Raw genomic sequence first — 18,248 nt, 5'->3', positions numbered from 1 at the left:
GACCTCGTCGATCAGCGCGGCGGCGAGGTCCGCGTATGAGAACGGCCGCGCCCCGTCTGCGTCGGCAATGATGGTGCCACCGCCGATCCGGTTCGGCCCGGATCCAACGCCCAGTCCGCGGCGATGCCCGTCGCAGCCGCGGCGACCGCACCCGTGAGCCGGTTCGGGGAGTATCGGGCACCGCGCCGACCGATGATTCCCACGCCACCGACGACCTTCCCGTTCCCGCCGAGGATCGGGGCACCGACGCAGGACCACCCGAGAAGGGTCTGCTCGTACTCGACCGCGAATCCGTGGTCGAGGACCGAGGTCAATTGGTCGCGAAGCCTGCCGGGCTCAGTGACGGTGTACGCGGTCAAACGTCGAATCGGCTCGCGGAGAGCGACATCGGCGAGATCCGGTCGATGTGCCAGCAGACAGCGCCCCAAGGCGGTGGAGACCGCGTCCGTCACGGGACCACCGGCGAGTTGGCGCTGGGCGATGGCATCCCTGTTGTGACCGTGGACGCGTTCGAGTTCCGCCATGTCGTCCCCACACAACAACGCGAGGACGATCACCTCACCCGTCCGGGCGAACAGCTCCTGCAGGTGCGGCATCGCCGCGTCGCGCATGCCGTGATGAATCGCCGCGGTGGTGCCGAGATCGATCAGTTTCGCGCCGAGGCGGTATCCGCCCGGGCCCCGTTGCAGGACACCCCGCGCGGCCAGATCGTTGGCGACGCGTAGGACCGTGGGCTTGGGGATTCCGGTGGACTCCGTCAACGCCGCGAGGGACGCGCGTCCGTCGAGCTCGGCGGTCGCGTCGATGATGGCGAGCATTCGCCCCGCAACGGTGTGGTCATCCATGGCCGCGGCCCCGACGTGTCAGCAAAACAAACCGATAGTCCTGAACGTATCACTGGGTGACATGCAAGTCTTTTCCTCGCGGGGCGAGCGGCGAATCCTGAGGGAGTAGGCAACCTTCGGTCCGATCCACCATCAAAGGGATGATCGCCATGCCTGTCCTCGAACAGTCCGTCCTCATCGCCCGCCCCGCGTCGGAGGTGTGGGACTTTCTCGCAGATCCTGCGAACTGGCCGTCCTGGGAGTCGTCGATGCTCGAAATGGAGCAGGTCACCGACGGCCCGCTCCGGTTGGGCACACGGTGGCGCGGGGCGACCCGGGTCCTCGGCAAACGAATCGACTGGGTGGCGGAGTTCACCGAGTTCGACCCCCCGAAGGCGACCGTCTCCAAATCCGTGGAGAGCACGATCGACTTCACCACGACGATGAGGCTCGAGGAGGTCGACGGCGGCACCCGGTTCACGTATCGGACCGACACCGAGGCCGGTCTCGGTGGCGTGTTCGGCAAACTCGCCGACCTCTTCGTCACCAAGGCCGCCGAGCGCTCGCAGCGGGCGAGCCTGGACAACCTCGCCGACCTGTTGGCCACGGACAGCTGATTCCTGACGGGGTCGACTAGCCGACGTTCCTGCGCAGCCAGGTGACCTCGGCGCCCTCGCCGCCACTGCGGTACGGCTCGAGCGCCTCGTCCCAGGCCGTGCCGAGCGCGGTGTCGAGCTCGGAGGCGAGTTCGCCCGTGCTGCCGTGGGCCTGCATCAGCGCGCGCAGCCGCATCTCGCCGAGGATCACGTCGCCGTTCGCGCTCATCGCGCCGCGCCACAGCCCCAGCCCGGGGACGTGGCTGAAGCGCTCGCCGTCGACGCCGTCGCTCGGGTCCTCGGTGATCTCGAACCGCAGCATCGGCCAGGACCGCAGCGCGGTGACCAGCCGGGCACCGGTGCCGACCGGCCCGACCCAGTTGCTGGTCGCGCGCAGCAGCCCTGCCCCTGCGGACTGCGAGGTCCACTTGAGGTTGGCCGGGCTCTCGAGGGTGGCGGTGAGCGCCCACTCGACGTGGGGACACACCGCGGCGGGCGACGAATGCACGTAGAGCACACCAGTCGTCGCATCGGCGAACTGATTCAACGCGCGCACAAGCACCTCCGGCTCAGACGAGGGACGTCTTCCCCAACGACCTCATTTGTGCCTGCCGCGCGATTTGCGTCACCAGTGTGCCCTGTGAACCCCTGTTACGCCAGTGATAGACGAGATTGGTGTGATCACGCGCCCGCGAGCTCGGCCAGCACGGCCTCGCTCAGCGCAGGCCAGGCCGCCTTGGCCCAATCTCCGAAGGCCCGGTCGGCCAGCGCGACACACGCGATCGAGCGGGCCGGGTCGACCCACAGGAAGGTCCCGGCCTGACCGAAATGACCGTAGGTCGACGGCGAGTTCGTCGCACCCGTCCAGTGCGGCGCCTTGCGAGACCTGATCTCGAAGCCGAGCCCCCAGTCGTTGGGCCGCTGGACGCCGTAGCCGGGCAGCAGACCGTCCAGCCCGGGAAACTGCACACCCACGGCCTCCCGCGCCGTCTCGGCCGAGATCAGGGTCGGGCCAAGCAGTTCCCCCGCGAACCGAGCCAGGTCGGTCGCGCTGGACCTGGCGCCGTGCCCCGCCGGACCGTCGAGGGTCGACGACGCCATGCCGAGCGGCTCGAACACCGCCTCGCGCAGGTAATCCGGGAAGGCGATGTCGGTCTCCGACGCGATGAGGTCGGCCAGCACCTCGAATCCGGCGCTGGAGTAGATCCGCTTGGTCCCTGGCGCGCTCTGCACCGTCGGCTCGCCGAAGGCCAGCCCCGAGGTGTGTGCGAGCAGGTGCCGCACGGTGGCGCCGGGCGGCCCCGCGGGCTGGTCGAGCTCGATCGCACCCTCCTCGACGGCCACCAGCGCGGCGTACGCCACGAGCGGCTTGGTCACCGAGGCGAGCGCGAACACCCGGTCCTGTTCCCCGGCCGAGCCGATGGTGCCGTCCGGACCGACCACCGCCACCGCGGCGTGGTCTACGGGCCAGTGTTCGATCGCATTGAGGCTGTGCACCTTTGCAGCCTACGAGACCGCACTCACCCCTCCGCCAGCCTGGCCAGCCCCGCCGCAATTGCCGGATCCGCACCCGAGGCGGACTGGAGCGCAGCCAGGAACGTACCGGCCAGCAGCTGCTCGAGCACCGCCCGCTCGACGTCCGCGCTCGCCAGCCAGCGCAGGCACGCGGCCTTCTCGAACGCCAGGCAGCCCTCGATCGCCATCACCGCGACCTCGCTCGGCGTATCGATGCCGAGCGCGTCGAGGATCAGCTCGAACGAGGCCGCGTCCACCCTGCGCCCGAGTTCGGCGAGGCCCGAACTCCCGCCGGCCCGCATCAACGCCTGCCACCCGACGCTGTGCAACTGCACATGGTCCAGGTAGGCCCCGAGCCCGGTCATCAGCCTGCCGAGCAGGGATCCCTCCCCCGCGGCCGCGGTCAGGTCCGCGATCATCTTGTCCGCCGCGGACTCCATCGCCGCGAAGACCAGCGCGTCCTTTCCGCCGAAGTAGTGGTACAGCAGCCCGACGGACACCCCGGCCTCGGCCGAGATCTCTTGCACGGAAAGCCGTTCCGGCTCCCGAGTGGCCAGGGCACGCAGGGTCGCCTCGATCAGCTCGGCGCGACGTTGCTCGGTCGTCAGCCGGGTGCGTTGCTCGGGCATCGGCGCCCCTCCCCTCGGTCGCGCCCACTCTAGGCGCTCGAAGGCTATTGAAATGGCGTTCAACAGAGGCTACCGTCGTAGACACTATTGAATCCACTTTCAATACAGGGAGACCGACATGACGCACGGCGGCACCAACCTGGAAGTAGAACGCTGGATCGAGACCACCGCGGGCCCGGTACATCTGCGCGAGCTCGGCCCCCCGACCGGCGCCCCGCTGCTGTTCGTGCACGGCGCGCTCGTCGACAGTCACCTCTGGGACGGCGTCGCCGAGCGAGCAGCCGCGCTGGGTTACCGGTGCCTGCTGCCGACGCTGCCCCTCGGCTCCCACACCCGGCCGATGAACCCCGGCGCCGACCTGGATCCGCCCGCGCTTGCCGACCTCGCCGCCGAGGTGGTCGAGCAGCTCGGGCTCCGCGCGGTCACGGTGGTGGGCAACGACACCGGCGGCGGCCTGAGCCAGATCCTGGCCGCGCGACATCCGGAGCTGGTGCGGACGCTGGTCCTCACCGCCTGCGATGCCTACGAACAGTTCCCGCCCCGCTCGCTGCGCGCCTTCTTCGCGCTCGGCAGGGCGCCCGGCGTTCTCACCCTCGGGGGGCAGCTCATGCGGCTGCGGACGGCGCGACGGTTCGCGATCCCCCGTCCGCTGAGCCATCGCGGGGTCGGCGACGAGATGGTCGCCGGCTGGACCCGACCATTGCGGGACCGGGCGCTGCGCCGGGACACCGTCAAGTTCTTCGCGGGGATCGAGGCCTCGCACACCCTGGCGGCCGCGCGGCAGCTGCGCCATTACACGGGCGGCGCGTTGCTCGTCTGGGGTTCCGACGACCGCGTCTTCGGTCTCGAGCTGGGCCGCAGGCTGGCGGCCGACATCCCGGGCGCCCGGCTCGAGATCCTCGACGACTGCGGCGCGTTCGTCCCGCTCGACGCCCCGGACCGGGTCGCCGAACTCATCGACGAGTGGCTGACGAAATAGACAACGGCGCCGGGCAGCTCGACTGAGCTGCCCGGCGCCGTGGCGGTGTTGTCTAGCGGTCCGCGTCGGTGTACTTGATGACGCCGCGCAGGTTCTTGCCGTCCAGCATGTCCTGGTAGCCCTCGTTGATCTGCTCGAGGCTGTAGGTGTTGGAGATCATGTCCTGCAGGTTGAGCTGGCCCGACTTGTACAGGTCGAGCAGCATCGGGATCTCGTGACGCGGGTTGGCGCCACCGAAGACGTTGCCCTTGAGCGTCTTCTGCAGCATCGCGAAGAGGAAGAGGTTCATCTTCACGTCCATGTCGGACATGTTGCCCATCGAGGTCACGACGCAGGTGCCCGTCTTGGCGGTCAGGGTCAGCGCCGGATCCACCATCGCGCCGTCCATCTCGCCCATGGTGAGGATGACCTTCTGGCACATCTTGCCCCAGGTCAGCTCCATGACCGGGACGATGGCCTCCTCGAGGCTCGCGTAGGCGTGCGTGGCACCGAACTTGAGGGCCTGCTCGCGCTTGAACGCGACCGGGTCGATCGCGATGACGTGGCGTGCGCCCGAGACCACCGCACCCTGCAGCGCGGCCATGCCGACGCCGCCGACGCCGACGATCGCGACGGAGTCACCGGGGCGGACCTGCGCGACGTTGGTCGCCGAGCCCCAACCCGTCGTCACGCCGCAGCCGACGAGCGCGGCGACCTCGAACGGGATGTGCTCGTCGATCTTGACCGCGGAGTACTCGTGCACGGTCATGTAGGGCGAGAACGTGCCGAGCAGGGACATCGGGATGACGTTCTGGCCGCGGGCCTGGATGCGGTACGAGCCGTCGGAGATGGACTGGCCGCTCAGCAGGCCCATGCCCAGGTCGCAGAGGTTCGAATGACCCTGCGTACACGGGTCACAGGTGCCGCACGCCGGGATGAAGGACAGGACGACATGGTCGCCCTCCTTCAGCCTCTTCACGTTCGGGCCGACCTTGGTGACGACGCCGGAACCCTCGTGTCCACCCAGCGCCGGGAACGACGGCATCGGGGTGGCACCGGTGACGATGTGATAGTCGGAGTGGCACATACCGGCCGCCTCCATGCGGATCTGGACCTCGCCCTCTCGGGGATCACCCAGCTCGATCTCCTCGACCGACCACGGCTCGTTGAGACCCCACAGGAGCGCGCCTTTTGTCTTCATTTCGTTCCGGCCTTTCGTCCGCATCCGCTATACGTGATCGAGGTGACGGCGATCACAGCGCACACAATATCCCGAAACTCCGCAAATTGGAACACGTTCTAGGGGAATTTCGTGCCATGGTCTAACGAAGCTAGAAAAGACCAGGACAGCAGGGTTTTCACAGGCGACACGTGAGTCTCTCCGAGTCCCAGTGAGTGAGTTTCCAGGCCCCGAACTGAACGTTCGTCCGTCAGCCGCGCACGTCGTGCAGGTGATGGATCGGGTCGTGCACGAAGTACCGCGCCAGTGAGTCCACCGTGAAGGCCGATCCGTCGCTGCGCAGTCCCCGCCGCCCCCGGTCCGCGAGCGGGACCGCCTCGAATGCGTCCGCAACGGCGGCCGCGGCGGCACCGAGTTCGGCCGCGACCGTGGCCGGGTCCTGTTCGCCGTAGCGCTCGGCGACGGCGGTCTCGTCCTGATCCCAGTTCGCGAAGTGCGGGTCGTCCTGCGCGAGCATCAGCTCCAGTCGTTCGCGGAAGATCCGGAACACGTCCCGAACGTGCGCGGAGTACTCCAATGCCGACCAGGTCTGCTCGTCCGGCCGCACGGCGACATCCGGCCGCGCCAACACCGCGGGCCAGGCCGCCGCGTTCGCGCGGACCAGGCCGGGGATCTCGTCGTATTCGACCGCACCGGAATCGAATCCACAGTCGGCGCAGGGACGCTCGAGGACCCAGGTCCAGTTCTTGGTGTCGGGCGTGATCGTCATGGGTCCAGGCTAGTGATCGCGCCCGGGTTCCGCGCGCTCGAGACACACGTCGAGGGCGCGCGCCTCGTGCTCGTGTCCGACCCACTCGTAGCCGACGACCGTCACCACGGGGGCCAGCATCACCACGATCAGGCACCACGCCATCGAGACGCCCTGTGCGGCAATGACGACCGCGAGAACCAGGGGCGCCACGGTGCCGACGAGAAGGATCAGGTGGAACGGATCGGGTACCCGTACGAGATAGGCGTAGAGCAGGTAGACGGCCCCGATGAAGACCGCAACGGGTATCGCCACGGCGAGCACCGTGGCCACGGCACCGACGTGCGCGACGTGCTCGATGTAGTAGGCCGCGACATGCAGCCCGGCCCCGACCGCCGCGAGCGACGAGAAAATCAGGATGTGGCCGTAACCCCATACGAAGGAACGGTTTCGGTGCACCTCGAGCACCTCGGCCGACGGGAGGATGTAGTACACCCACCACAGACCGAAGGTCAGCCCGATCCCGGCGACCGCGACCAGAACCGCATCGAGCGTCCACCCCTGCCTGCCCACCACGGCCGAGAGCGACGCCACCGTGCCGATCACGCCCTCCCCCAGCGTGATGATGACGAGCAGCCCGTGGCGCTCGACGATGTGGTGCACGTGCCACGGCGTCCCGCCCTTGTTCCGCTCGGCGATGACCGGTCCGCTGAGCTCGAGCAGCATGAGCACCGCGGCGACCCCGAACACCTCCTCGAGGGTGAGCGGGGCGATGAGCACCGCCACCCAGCCGACCTGGGCGATGACGAGCGTCACGGCGTAGGTGAGCGCCGCGGGGCGATGCGTCGGATCGTGCTTCGCCGCCCGCAGCCACTGGAAGACCATGGCCACGCGCATCACGATGTACCCGGCGACCATCACGGCGTTGTCGAGTTCGGCCCCGCGGTCGATGGAGGCGAACATCTGCGGCAGTCCGAGCGCGAGGATCACCACCCCGACCATCTGCACCATCGTGGTGACCCGGTAGATCCAGTCATCGGTGTCGTAGGCGGAGGCGAACCAGGAGAAGTTGATCCAGGCCCAGGTGATCGCGAACATCGCGAACCCGAATCCGGCGAGCCCGCTCCCGAGGTGACCCTCGGCGATGAGGTGGGCGAACTCCTCGCCGGCAGCGCCGAAGGCGACGACGAACGTCAGGTCGAAGAGCAGTTCGAGTGGGGTCGCCGACCGGTGGGCCTCGTCCGGGTCACGACCGGCCATCCGCTGCACGCGGTGGGCGTAGTAACGGGCCGACCCCGCCGACTGCTGCGCTGCGCTCATGGTCGGGCTCCCTCACCAGGGTCCACGAATGATCGTTGCGGTGACAACCTACCGGCACGGTGGGCGCGCGAGGGGGACTTCCCCAGTGGGGCGGGCGGGGCTCGAACCCGCGACCAATGGATTATGAGTCCACGGCTCTAACCGACTGAGCTACCGCCCCATGGCCACATCAAGAGCATCCGTGGCCCGCCGAATGCTACCGGCCCCGCTCACCCCATTGTCCGCCGAGGGTGCCGGAGTGCGATGCCGGCAGATGCCTGTGCCGCCGAAAGCAAGAGGACCCCGTCACACGATGTGTGACGGGGTCCTCCCGGATGCTCCCCCGGCTGGACTCGAACCAGCAACCGTCCGATTAACAGTCGGAAGCTCTGCCAATTGAGCTACAGGGGATTATTCCGTCAGCCGTTCGTTTCCGTTTGGCTGCGGACAGACTTTAACCCATCCCCCCACCCAGGTACCAAATCGCCTGCCCGGAGGCCCATCAGGCAGACTGTCGAGAGGCTGGTCGGAGGAGGAAAGCAGGGATGATGCGCTTGTTGATCGCTGTCGGCGTCGGGTACGTGCTGGGGACCAAGGCGGGCAGGTCGCGCTACGAACAGATCAGCAAGGCCGCCAAGGCCGTGGCGGCCAGCCCTGCCACGAAGAAGGTCATCGACGTGGGCAGGCAGAAGCTCTCCGACAGCCTGAACACCCAGCCCCGGCTGGAGCCGCTCGAGGCCATCGATTCGGACACCACGATCTACGTCCCGCGCGACCGCCGGTAGCGGCGGTAGCGGCGGACCGCGCTACAGGTCGTCGGAGCTGTCCCCGACGGCCTGTTCCAGCAGGCTGCGCCGGTACTGCTCGAGCGCGACCAGGTCGCCGAACAGGGACATGTACTCGTCGGGCTGATCGGCCTGCGACATCCGCTGCAGCTTCGACTTGAGGTCGGCCACCTGGTTGCCCACCCACACCTCTTGCAGCCGGGCCAGCACCCGCGGGATGTAGGCAGGCACGTCCGAGGCCCGCATCGGGTCCACGGCCAGCTCGGTCACCAGCGACTGCAGCGGTTCGGCCCGCTTGCCGACCGCCTCCATCCACTCGGCCCCGCCGAGCCCGGCGCCGGTCCCGCCCGCCTCCGCGATCGCGTCGCGCACCAGCGCGTACGCGGGATGGGTGAACGATTCGGTCGGCAGCGAGTCGAACACCGAGCCGGCGATCGCCGGGTACTGCAGGGCCGACTTGAGCGCCTCGCGCTGCGGCCACAGCGTCGGGTCCGTCGGGTTCGGCCGGGCGGGACCCGCGGGCGCCTCCTGGGCGACCTGCTCCGGCACCCGGCTCCGCTCCTGCCGCTGCTGCCCGCGACCCGACCTCGGCGAGTTCCTGCGGGCCTCCTCGCGGACCCGCTTGATCACGGTGGGGATGTCATCCCAGCCGACCCAGCCGGCCAGCTGCCGGGCGTAGTCCTCGCGCAGCGCCTCGTCCTTGATCCGGGCGACCACCGGCACCGTCCGGCGCAGCGCCTCGACCCGGCCCTCGCCGGTGTCGAGGTCATGCTCGGCGAGCAGGGAACGCACCACGAACTTGAACATCGGGATGCGCCGGGCGACCAGGTCGCGCACCGCGGCGTCCCCCGCCGACTGGCGCAGCTCGCACGGGTCCATCCCGTCCGGCGCCACCGCGACGTAGGTCTGCCCCGCCATCTTCTGATCGCCCTCGAACGCCTTGAGCGCCGCCGCCTGGCCCGCGGCGTCGCCGTCGAAGGTGTAGATCACCTCGCCGCGGAAGTAGCTGTCGTCCATCAGGAGTCGGCGCAGCATCGCCAGATGGTCGTCGCCGAACGCAGTGCCACAGGCCGCGACCGCCGTCTTCACCCCGGCCAGGTGCATGGCCATCACGTCGGTGTAGCCCTCGACGACCACCGCCTGGTGACCCTTCGCGATGTCCCGCTTGGCCAGGTCGAGACCGAAGAGCACCTGAGACTTCTTGTACAGCAGGGTTTCCGGCGTGTTGATGTACTTGCCGGGCATGGTGTCGTCGTCGAACAGCTTGCGAGCGCCGAAACCGATGACGTCGCCGCCGAGGTTGCGGATCGGCCAGACCAGCCGGCGCCGGAACCGGTCGATCGGGGTGCCCCGCTTGCCGGGCGTCGCCAGGCCGGCGTCGACGATCTCGTTCGCCTCGAATCCCTTGACCATCAGGTGCTTGGTCAGGGTGTCCCAGCCGTCGGGGGCGTAGCCGCAGCCGAAGGTGATCGCGGCCTGGCCGTCGAAGTTGCGTTCGGTGAGGTAGTCACGGGCGGTCTGGGCGTCCGGTTCCCGCAATCGTGCCGCGTAGAACTCCTGCGCCGCGGCGTTGGCAGCCACCAGTCGCGCCCGTGTGCCGCGGTCGCGCTGCACGGAGGGGCCGCCGCCCTCGTAGGAGATCGTGTAGTTGAGCCGGTCGGCCAGCTGCTCGACGGCCTCGACGAAGGAGATGTGCTCGATCTTCTGCAGGAACGAGTAGACGTCGCCGCCCTCGCCGCAGCCGAAGCAGTGGTAGGTCCCGTGGTTGGGGCGGGCGTGGAAGGAGGGCGACTTCTCGTCGTGGAACGGGCACAGCCCCTTCATCGAGTCGCCGCCGCTGCGCTTGAGCGCGACGTACTCCCCCACGATGTCCTCGATGTGGGTCCGGTCGCGGATGGCCGCGATGTCTCGTTCAGGAATTCGGCCGGCCACCCGAGCAGTGTAGGCGCTATCCCCAGCTCGCCTGCGCGCCGAGGCTCTGCTTGTCGACGCGTTCGAGCCGGCTCTCGGTGTACGAGGCGATCTGGTCGACGATCACCCTCGTGCGGGCCGCATCGTCCGCCGCGCGCTCCCAGGCGGAGAGCAGCAGCGGATCCAGCCCGGACGGCGCCGTGCGGTGCAGCCATTCCGAGACCCGATGGATGCGGTCACGCTGCCGGTCCTGCTTGGTGCGGTGCCCGGCATCGGACATCACGTACCGCAGCGCGACCGTCTTGAGCAGCGCCACCTCCGCGGCCACCACCGGCGGGATCTCCAGATCCGCGGCGTAGCGCGCGAGCGGTCCTTCGCCCGCGACCCGTCGGGTCTCGGTGACGGCCGCGGTGGCGAACCGTCCGACCAGCTCACTGGTGAGGTTCTTCAGTGCCACCGAACTGGTCAGCGTGCCGTCGAAGCCGCCGCCCGCGCCGACAACCACCGGCAGCACGGACAGCCTGCGCGCCGCCTCCACCAGGTCGTCGACGATCAGGCCACGGAACTCCGAGGCACCCATCTCGGCCAGCGCCCGCTGCTCGGCGGGGTCCGCGAGCGCGCGCAGGTCGATGCGGCCTGCGATCACGCCGTCCTCCACGTCGTGCACCGAATAGGCGACGTCGTCCGCCCAGTCCATCACCTGCGACTCCAGGCAGCGCCGCCGCCCCGGGGCGCCCTCGCGCACCCAGGCCAGGATCTGGGCGTCGTCCTCGTAGGCGCCGAACTTGGCGCCGGGCGCCGGACGCGTCCACGGGTACTTGATCGACGCGTCGAGGGCCGCGCGGGTGAGGTTGAGCCCCACGCTGCGTCCGTCGGCATCGAGCACCTTCGGCTCCAGGCTGGTGAGGATCCGCAGATTCTGGGCGTTGCCCTCGAATCCGCCGCAGTCCGCGGCCACCTCGTCGAGCGCCTTCTCGCCGTTGTGCCCGTACGGCGGGTGGCCGATGTCGTGGGCGAGCCCGGCGAGGTCGACCAGGTCCGGGTCGCAGCCGAGGCCGTCCGCGATGCTGCGGCCGATCTGCGCGACCTCGATCGAGTGGGTGAGCCGGGTCCGCGGGGTGTCGCCGTCGCGCGGGCCGACCACCTGGGTCTTGTCGGCGAGCCGACGCAGCGCCGCGCAGTGCAGCACCCGGGCCCGGTCGCGGGAGAAGTCGGTCCGCCTGGCCGAGGTGCCGGGCAGCCCGCCGGTCTTCGGCGCCTCCGACACCCGCCGCTCCAGGTCCTGCTCGGTGTAGTCCGCCACCGGATCCGGCGCCATCACTGTCCCGCGGTGTAGGGGAAGTCCGCGGAGAAGTGGGTGAGCTGATACCAGATCAACGCCCCTGTCTCCCTTGCGATTCCGTGAGCCTGCGACTCCCGGGTGAAGACTGCGGGTCCCTGCCGGGTCGGCGCCGTCCATGCCTCGAGCCCGGCGTCGCGGGCCATCGTCCTTGTACGCAGCGAATGCCACGGATCGCTGACGAGGACGGCGGAGGTCATGCCGTGCTCGCCCATCTCCCGGCTGACGCCCTCGATGCTGCGCAGGGTGTCCGAACCCTCCTCGACGGCGATGATCCGGTCCCCCGGCACGCCGCGACCGATCAGGTAGTTCCGTCCCGACGCGGCCTCGGTGTAGACGTCGCCCTCCTGCTTGCCGCCGACGGTGACCACGCTCGGCGCGACGCCCCTGTTGAACAGCTTCACGGCCTGCTCCAGGCGCGCCTCGAACACCGACGACGGCGTCCCCGAGTACTGGGCCGCGCCGAGCACGACGATGGCGTCGGCCTTGGTCGGGTCGTCGATCCGGGCGACCTGCCACACGCGGGCGGCGGTACCGCCGACCAACAGCAGGCCCATCAGCACCGCACCGGCGATGGTGCGGCGCGTCCACCGGGCAAGGGTGCCCCCGAAACCGAGTCGGTCGGCTTCGTGCACGCGGACTACGGGTGAACTCACTCCGCAAGTCTGCCAGCCCTACGCCCCAGCGCACGTCGCGGCGCGCCCGAGCTACAACCAGCCGAGCCGTTCTGCGGCCTTGACCGCCTCGGCCCTCGTCGTCGTGCCGGTCTTCCCGATCGCCGACGAGAGGTGATTGCGCACCGTGCCCTCCGAGAGGTGCAGCGTCCTCGCGATGACGCCGGTGCCCGCCCCGCCGGATGCGGTCCTGAGCACCTCGCGCTCACGGGCGGTCAGCGGGGACGAACCGGTCGCCAGGGTCTCGGTGGCCAGGGTGGGGTCCACCGCACGCAGGCCCATGTGCACGCGACGCACGGCGTCCGCGAGCTCGCGGGCCGGGGTGTCCTTCACCACGAACCCGCTCGCGCCCGCGTCGATCGCGCGCCGCAGGTACCCGGGCCTGCCGAACGTGGTGACCATCAGGATCCGGCAGTCGGGGCACTGCACGCGCAGCTGCTCGGCCACCGCGATGCCGTCCATACCCGGCATCTCGACGTCCAGCAGGACCACCTGCGGCCGGTGCTCGCGGACCGCGGCGAGCACCTCGTCTCCCCTGCCGACCTCCGCCACCACGGCCAGGTCCGGCTCCAGGTTCAGCAGCGCCGCGAGCGCTCCCCGCACCAGGGCCTGATCGTCCGCGATGAGCAGGGTGATCGGCGCGGTCATCGCCTGCCCCACTTCGCGCCCACGCGGGCAACGTCCTGGGTCTCCGGGAACACCGCGCTGACGAGGAACCCGCCCGCAGGGGGCCGCGCGAGCCGCAGGCCCCCGCCCGCCCGGCCGATGCGCTCTCGGAGACCGGCCAGCCCGTTGCCCTCGCCGCCGTCGGAGCCGGGCCCCCGCCCGTCGTCGGAGATCTCGATCGTGGTCGGCGACAGGCGCACCTCGCACCGCGACGCCCCGCTGTGCCTGACCACGTTCGTCACCGCCTCGCGCAGCGTCCAGCCGAAGACCTCCTGACGGGACCGCGGCACGTCCTCCACCGAATCGGGGAGCACGGCCTCGATGCCCGCCGCGGTGAGCGCCGAACGGGCGTTGGCCAGTTCGCCCTCGAGGCTGACCTCCCGCAACCGCCCGACGGTGTCGCGGACGCCCGCGAGCGCCTCCCGCGCCAGCGACTCGATGTCGTCGAGTTCCGCGCGCGCCCGGTCGAGATCGAGGTCGAGCAGCCTGCGCGCCAGTTCGGACTTGACGGTGATCACGGTGAGCGAGTGTCCCAGGATGTCGTGCACATCGCGCCCGACACGCAGGCGTTCCTCGGCCACCGCCATCGCGGCCAGCTGCTCCCTGGCGGCGGCGAGCTGCATGTTCCGATAGATGATCTGCCCGATGCCCCAGGAGGCGACGGCCGCCACGATCATCTGGAAGGCCAGAAAGTCCTGGGGCTGTAGCGATTCGACGAGCCTCGGGAGCGCGAACACGGCCACAGCGAGCAGGCCGACCACCGTCGCGGCCCTGGCCGTCGGCAGCGTGATCGCCCCGAGCGCGGCGATGTAGATGGCGAGCGCGAACGCATCCGAGCCGAGCGGGATCATCGCCGCGGCCATGAGCGCGGTCAGCACCGCCAGTCCGGTGTAGACCACCCGCTGCTCCGGCCGCGGCCACTGCTGGCGGATCCCGTCGATCGTCCGGAACACGACGAAGCTGCCGACATACGCGATGCCGAACAGTCCGATCAGCACCAGCGCGAACACCCGCGCCGCCGGGTCGCTCAGCTGCAGCGCCGAGGACACCGGGTAGGCGAGGTAGACGAGCCAGATGGCGGCGAACAGGAAACCCATCCGTCCAGGGGCCCGCGGTTCGAGTGCGCGCTCGTCGATCACGTCCATCACGCTAACCCCGCCGAGACGACGGGGTCGGCCGCTGGTCGGTTTGATCATCAGACCCGCGCGGTGTCGCGGCGGAAGAGCACCGTCGCCCCGACGACGAAGATCGCCGCCCACACGAGCAGGTTCACCACCGCGACCGCCATGGTGCCCGCCCCTATCTCGCCGAGCGGCGAACGGGCCAGGGCCGCAACACCATAGGTCGGGAAGAACCGCGACACCGTCTCGAACCAGCCGCTGGGCGGGACGAACAACCCACCGGCGAAGGCGAGCACCGCGAGCCCTGGACCGAGGATCTGCATGACGTTCTCGGACGGGAGCAGGTACCCCATGAACAGACCGAACGCCGCGAACACCACCGAACCGAGCCAGGCCAGCAGGAAGCTGCCGAGCCACGCGGCCGCGGGCATGTGTGCCCCCAGCACACCCCCGACCACGAACACCACGCTCACCGAGACCAGGCCGAGGACCATCGCGACCGCGATCTTGGTGGCCACATACGCGTTCGGACGTAGTGGGGTGAGCCGCAGCTGGCGGCTCCAGCCGAGCGCGCGTTCGATCGAGACCATCGCGCCGCCACTGGTGGTGGCGAGCATCGCGCCGTACACGGCCATCGAGATCATCACGTACGCGGTGACATTGCCCGACCCGTAGGCCTGCGTCGTGAAATCGGATTGCACCCCGAAGATGGCGAAGAAGGCGGGCGGCATGACGAGGGTGAAGATCAACGTGCGCTTGTTCCGGAGCATGCGGCGCAGCTCCAGCAGCAGGAAGCCGAGGCTGAACCCGCCCGCGACCGGGATCCTGCGGGCCGAAGGGGCAACGGTCGTGATGGTCATGATCAGACTCCCTGGGTGATGTAGTCGGCGGCGGACGCACGGGGTGCGGTTTCGGTGGTGAGCGCCAGGAACGCGTCCTCGAGTCCCTTCGAGGCGATCTCCAGGTCCCGGGCGTCGGTGTGCGTCAGCAGGTATCGGGCCACCGCATCGGAGTCCCTCGCGTGCACGACGAGCCGCTCGCCGCGCAGCTCCACCTCGTCGACCCCGTCGATGGCGAGCAGCCGACTCTGGTCGGCGCCGGGCAGGGTCGCACTGATCACCCGGCCGGAGGCCAGGTTCTTGATCTCCGCCGCGCTGCCGTCGGCCACCACGCGGCCCTGCCGGACCAGGACGATCCGGTCCGCGTAGGCGTCGGCCTCGTCGAGATAGTGGGTGGCGAACAGCACCGTCCGTCCGCGGCTCGAGTCCTCGCGCATGGCGTTCCAGAATTCGCGGCGGCCCTCGACATCCATGCCGGTGGTCGGCTCGTCGAGCACGATCAGGTCCGGATTCGGCAGCAGCGCGAGCGCGAAGCGCAGTCGCTGCTGCTGGCCGCCGGAGCACTTGCCGACCAGCCGGTCCGAGATGTCCGCGATTCCGGCCCTGGCCAGTACCTCCTCGACCGGCCGGGTGGTGGCGAACAGCGCGCCGACGAGGCGGACGGTCTCCTCCACGGTGAGGTCCCTGAGCAGCCCGCCGCTCTGCAGGACCGCGGAAACCCGTCCGGTGGCGATCGCCTCGCCCGGCGTACCGCCGAACAGCGAGACGGCGCCGGAATCGGGCACGGCCAGGCCGAGCATCATGTCGATGGTGGTCGTCTTACCGGCGCCGTTGGGTCCGAGGAAGGCGACGACCTCACCCGGCTGGACGGTGAGGTCGAGCCCGTCGACGGCCTGCACGGGACGGCCGCCCCTGACGGCGAACCGCTTACGCAGATCTCTGAGTTCGATCGCAGGTGTGGTCATGGCATCGACCTTGCTCCGAACGCGGCCGTGACGGACCTGTCGGACGTCACGATCGACCCATGACATCTGTCATCCCTGCCCGACGACCGGCCGGACCTCGGATCACAGCGCGAATCCCACCGATGCCGATAGATTCAGTGCCATGGCACTCGCACAGCCGCACGCTCGCGGTCGACACGCTTCCCACCGCATCTCGATCGCCGCGGCCACGGCCTCCGTGCTGGCGTTACTCGGCCTGATCTGCCTGCCCGGAGTCGCGTCCGCCGAGGCGCCGTTCCGGATGCCCGGCCAGATCTCCGACCGGGTCGGCGCCCTCGACGACGCCGAACGCGCCGACGTGCGGGCCGCGCTCGACGCGCTCTTCGACGAGCAGCACGTGCAGCTCTGGGTGACCTACGTCGCCGGCTTCGACGGGATGGACGCCGGACAATGGGCGAGCAAGACGGCGCAGCAGAGCGGGCTCGGGGACAACAGCGCGCTGCTGGCGGTGGCGACCGAAGACCGCGCCTACGCCCTCGACCTGCCGCCGAACCTGAGCAATGTCAGCACCGCCGAGATCGACAGCATCGAGCAGGACGCCATCGTTCCCGCTCTGCGACAAGATGATTGGGCTGGCGCTGCGATTGCGGCCGCGGGCGGCATCGACGACGCGATGAGCTCGTCGGGGTCGGGATCGACGGCCAAGTACCTGCTCATCGGTGGTGGCGTCGTGGTCATCGGGGCCGGCGGCGTGGTGCTGTACTCGCGCCGCAAGAAGAGCGAGCGGATCCGTGAGGGCATCGAGGCGGCCAAGGACGTCGACTGGACCAACCCGGACGCGATCGCGGCCCTGCCGATCGAGACCCTCGACGCCAGGGCCAAGGAAGTACTGGTCGAGACCGACAACGCGATCCGCACCAGCGAGGAGGAGCTGAACCTGGCCCGCGGCGAGTTCGGCGATCAGTCGACCGCGCCGTTCACGACCGCCTACGAGGCCGCGAAGGCCGCCCTCGCGTCGGCGTTCACCCTCCGCCAGCGCCTGGACGACGACATCCCCGAAACCCCGGATCAGAAGCGGGACATGCTGATCCAGCTGATCTCGACGTGCAGCCGTGCGGACAAGGAGCTCAATTCGCGGGTGACGGAGTTCGACGGGATGCGCGACCTGCTCCTCGACGCGCCTGCCCGTCTCGACGCCCTCACCCAGGACGTCGTCGAGTTGACCGTCCGGGTCCCGAAGTCGGAGGCCACCCTCGCCGGGCTGCAGAACGAGTTCCCTGCGCCCGCGCTCGCATCGGTGTCGGGGAATGTCGCGATGGCGCAGCAACAGCTGACGTTCGCGGACCAGAACATCACCGCGGGCCGCGAGGCGGCCGCGCTGCCCGCGGGCAAGCAGGGTCCCGCCGTCGTCGCGATCCGGGCCGCGGAGGGTGCCATCGCACAGGTCCGCGAGCTGCTCGACGGAGTCGACCATGCCGCGGACAACATCCGCACCGCCATCGCCACCCTGCCCGCGGTCCTCGACGACGCCCGCAAGGACATTGCGGCGGCGGCCGCGTTGGCCCAGCACGGCGGCCAGGCCCTCGCCTCGGCCAAGGCCGCGACGGAGGCGGCGCTGACGCAGGCCGAGTCTCTCAAGGACAGCGACCCGCTCGGGGCGTTCAACGCGATCGTCAAGGCGGACAACGAACTCGACACCGTCCTGGCCGCCGCGATGGACGCCAAGGAGCAGACCGAGCGGGCTGCGCAGCGCCTCGCCCAGGACCTGACGGTCGCCCAGTCACAGATCACCGCCGCCAAGGACTACATCAACACCCGCCGCGGCGCCGTCGGCGCGGAGGCACGCACCCGACTCTCGGAGGCGGAGCGCCACCTCGACGCCGCCCGCCAGCTCAGCCAGTCCGATCCCGCGAAGGCGCTGCAGCACGCGAAGGCCGCGGGCGACCTCGGCGCCAGGGCACTGCGACTCGCACAGGGCGACGTGCAGACCTGGGAGGCGAGCAGGCAGCCGAGGAACTCCGGCGCGAACACCGGCGCGATCCTCGGCGGCATCCTCATCGAGTCGATGATGCGCGGCGGGATGAGCGGCGGCTGGGGCAACCGTGGCGGCGGAGGCGGCGGCGGTGGCCGCGGTCCCGGCTCCTTCGGCGGCCCGAGCAGTTCCGGGCGGATCAGTCGCAGCGGGCGGTTCTAGGGCAGCCTCGATGCCTGCGCCGACCG

Annotated in this window: 18 protein-coding genes and 2 tRNA genes; 4 read left to right on the top strand and 16 right to left on the bottom strand. The window is 69.8% G+C overall.

Features of this window, described 5'->3' with window-relative positions:
* Nucleotides 1-11: 11 nt before the first annotated feature.
* Complete coding sequence (locus BR31_RS30430) at nucleotides 12-845, bottom strand: IclR family transcriptional regulator (protein WP_081830320.1); 834 nt, start codon at nucleotides 843-845, stop codon at nucleotides 12-14.
* Nucleotides 846-985: 140 nt separating this feature from the next.
* Between BR31_RS30430 and BR31_RS0104980 the strand changes: the two genes are divergently transcribed.
* Nucleotides 986-1,441: an SRPBCC family protein gene (locus BR31_RS0104980; protein WP_081830319.1), complete on the top strand. Its 456-nt coding sequence runs from the start codon at nucleotides 986-988 to the stop codon at nucleotides 1,439-1,441.
* A 16-nt stretch (nucleotides 1,442-1,457) separates the two neighbouring features.
* Here BR31_RS0104980 and BR31_RS0104975 read toward each other — a convergent pair whose 3' ends face one another.
* From BR31_RS0104975 to BR31_RS30425, 3 genes are all read right to left on the bottom strand, one after another.
* Nucleotides 1,458-1,976, bottom strand: a complete 519-nt coding sequence (locus BR31_RS0104975) for a DUF3145 domain-containing protein (RefSeq protein WP_027499998.1) — start codon at nucleotides 1,974-1,976, stop codon at nucleotides 1,458-1,460.
* A gap of 125 nt (nucleotides 1,977-2,101) precedes the next feature.
* The gene (locus BR31_RS0104970; RefSeq protein ID WP_027499997.1) at nucleotides 2,102-2,917 is read right to left on the bottom strand and encodes a serine hydrolase domain-containing protein; all 816 of its coding nucleotides are present in this window, start codon (nucleotides 2,915-2,917) and stop codon (nucleotides 2,102-2,104) included.
* 23 nt (nucleotides 2,918-2,940) lie between these two features.
* Complete coding sequence (locus BR31_RS30425; protein WP_051636967.1) at nucleotides 2,941-3,564, bottom strand: TetR/AcrR family transcriptional regulator; 624 nt, start codon at nucleotides 3,562-3,564, stop codon at nucleotides 2,941-2,943.
* 118 nt (nucleotides 3,565-3,682) lie between these two features.
* Between BR31_RS30425 and BR31_RS0104960 the strand changes: the two genes are divergently transcribed.
* Nucleotides 3,683-4,543 (top strand): alpha/beta fold hydrolase, encoded by an 861-nt coding sequence (locus tag BR31_RS0104960; protein WP_051636966.1) that lies wholly within the window; start codon nucleotides 3,683-3,685, stop codon nucleotides 4,541-4,543.
* A 52-nt stretch (nucleotides 4,544-4,595) separates the two neighbouring features.
* Here BR31_RS0104960 and BR31_RS0104955 read toward each other — a convergent pair whose 3' ends face one another.
* The 5 genes from BR31_RS0104955 to BR31_RS0104930 form a co-directional block, all read right to left on the bottom strand.
* The gene (locus tag BR31_RS0104955; protein WP_027499995.1) at nucleotides 4,596-5,723 is read right to left on the bottom strand and encodes an NDMA-dependent alcohol dehydrogenase; all 1,128 of its coding nucleotides are present in this window, start codon (nucleotides 5,721-5,723) and stop codon (nucleotides 4,596-4,598) included.
* Between the two features lie 229 nt (nucleotides 5,724-5,952).
* On the bottom strand, nucleotides 5,953-6,471 hold the full coding sequence (locus BR31_RS0104950; protein WP_027499994.1) for a DinB family protein: 519 nt from the start codon (nucleotides 6,469-6,471) through the stop codon (nucleotides 5,953-5,955).
* 9 nt (nucleotides 6,472-6,480) lie between these two features.
* A complete protein-coding gene (locus BR31_RS0104945) occupies nucleotides 6,481-7,710 on the bottom strand; it encodes a low temperature requirement protein A (RefSeq protein WP_442970197.1) in 1,230 nt (409 codons plus the stop codon).
* 146 nt (nucleotides 7,711-7,856) lie between these two features.
* Nucleotides 7,857-7,930 (bottom strand) — tRNA-Ile (locus tag BR31_RS0104940).
* A 157-nt stretch (nucleotides 7,931-8,087) separates the two neighbouring features.
* Nucleotides 8,088-8,160 (bottom strand) — tRNA-Asn (locus BR31_RS0104930).
* A 134-nt stretch (nucleotides 8,161-8,294) separates the two neighbouring features.
* On the opposite strand from BR31_RS0104930, the gene BR31_RS0104925 reads away from it, so the two are divergent.
* Nucleotides 8,295-8,534, top strand: a complete 240-nt coding sequence (locus tag BR31_RS0104925; RefSeq protein WP_027499992.1) for a hypothetical protein — start codon at nucleotides 8,295-8,297, stop codon at nucleotides 8,532-8,534.
* Nucleotides 8,535-8,555: 21 nt separating this feature from the next.
* Here the strand turns inward: BR31_RS0104925 and dnaG are convergent, their stop codons facing one another.
* The 7 genes from dnaG to BR31_RS27430 are packed head-to-tail and all read right to left on the bottom strand — an operon-like array spanning nucleotide 8,556 to nucleotide 16,049.
* The gene (dnaG, locus tag BR31_RS0104920) at nucleotides 8,556-10,466 is read right to left on the bottom strand and encodes a DNA primase (protein WP_027499991.1); all 1,911 of its coding nucleotides are present in this window, start codon (nucleotides 10,464-10,466) and stop codon (nucleotides 8,556-8,558) included.
* A gap of 16 nt (nucleotides 10,467-10,482) precedes the next feature.
* Nucleotides 10,483-11,763, bottom strand: a complete 1,281-nt coding sequence (locus tag BR31_RS0104915; RefSeq protein ID WP_027499990.1) for a deoxyguanosinetriphosphate triphosphohydrolase — start codon at nucleotides 11,761-11,763, stop codon at nucleotides 10,483-10,485.
* A complete protein-coding gene (locus BR31_RS0104910) occupies nucleotides 11,763-12,440 on the bottom strand; it encodes a YdcF family protein (RefSeq protein WP_027499989.1) in 678 nt (225 codons plus the stop codon). Before BR31_RS0104910 ends, BR31_RS0104915 begins: the two co-directional genes overlap by 1 nt.
* 51 nt (nucleotides 12,441-12,491) lie before the next feature.
* Entirely contained in the window at nucleotides 12,492-13,106 is a 615-nt protein-coding gene (locus BR31_RS0104905) for a response regulator transcription factor (RefSeq protein ID WP_027499988.1), read from the bottom strand.
* A complete protein-coding gene (locus tag BR31_RS27435; protein WP_231496376.1) occupies nucleotides 13,103-14,263 on the bottom strand; it encodes a sensor histidine kinase in 1,161 nt (386 codons plus the stop codon). The genes BR31_RS0104905 and BR31_RS27435 overlap by 4 nt, the downstream gene beginning before the upstream one ends.
* A 56-nt stretch (nucleotides 14,264-14,319) precedes the next feature.
* Nucleotides 14,320-15,105: an ABC transporter permease gene (locus BR31_RS0104895; RefSeq protein ID WP_051636964.1), complete on the bottom strand. Its 786-nt coding sequence runs from the start codon at nucleotides 15,103-15,105 to the stop codon at nucleotides 14,320-14,322.
* Between the two features lie 2 nt (nucleotides 15,106-15,107).
* Nucleotides 15,108-16,049 carry an ABC transporter ATP-binding protein gene (locus BR31_RS27430; protein ID WP_051636963.1) on the bottom strand — a complete coding sequence of 314 codons (942 nt, stop codon included), beginning with the start codon at nucleotides 16,047-16,049 and terminating at the stop codon, nucleotides 15,108-15,110.
* 142 nt (nucleotides 16,050-16,191) lie between these two features.
* On the opposite strand from BR31_RS27430, the gene BR31_RS0104885 reads away from it, so the two are divergent.
* The gene (locus BR31_RS0104885) at nucleotides 16,192-18,222 is read left to right on the top strand and encodes a TPM domain-containing protein (protein ID WP_027499986.1); all 2,031 of its coding nucleotides are present in this window, start codon (nucleotides 16,192-16,194) and stop codon (nucleotides 18,220-18,222) included.
* Nucleotides 18,223-18,248: the final 26 nt, after the last annotated feature.

Origin of the sequence: Rhodococcus sp. UNC363MFTsu5.1 (genome assembly GCF_000686785.1) — a bacterium.
In the GTDB taxonomy this organism is placed as follows: domain Bacteria; phylum Actinomycetota; class Actinomycetes; order Mycobacteriales; family Mycobacteriaceae; genus Rhodococcus_G; species Rhodococcus_G maanshanensis.
The sequence above is the reverse complement of the archived record's forward strand: the minus strand, read 5'-3'. Positions and strand labels throughout refer to the sequence as shown.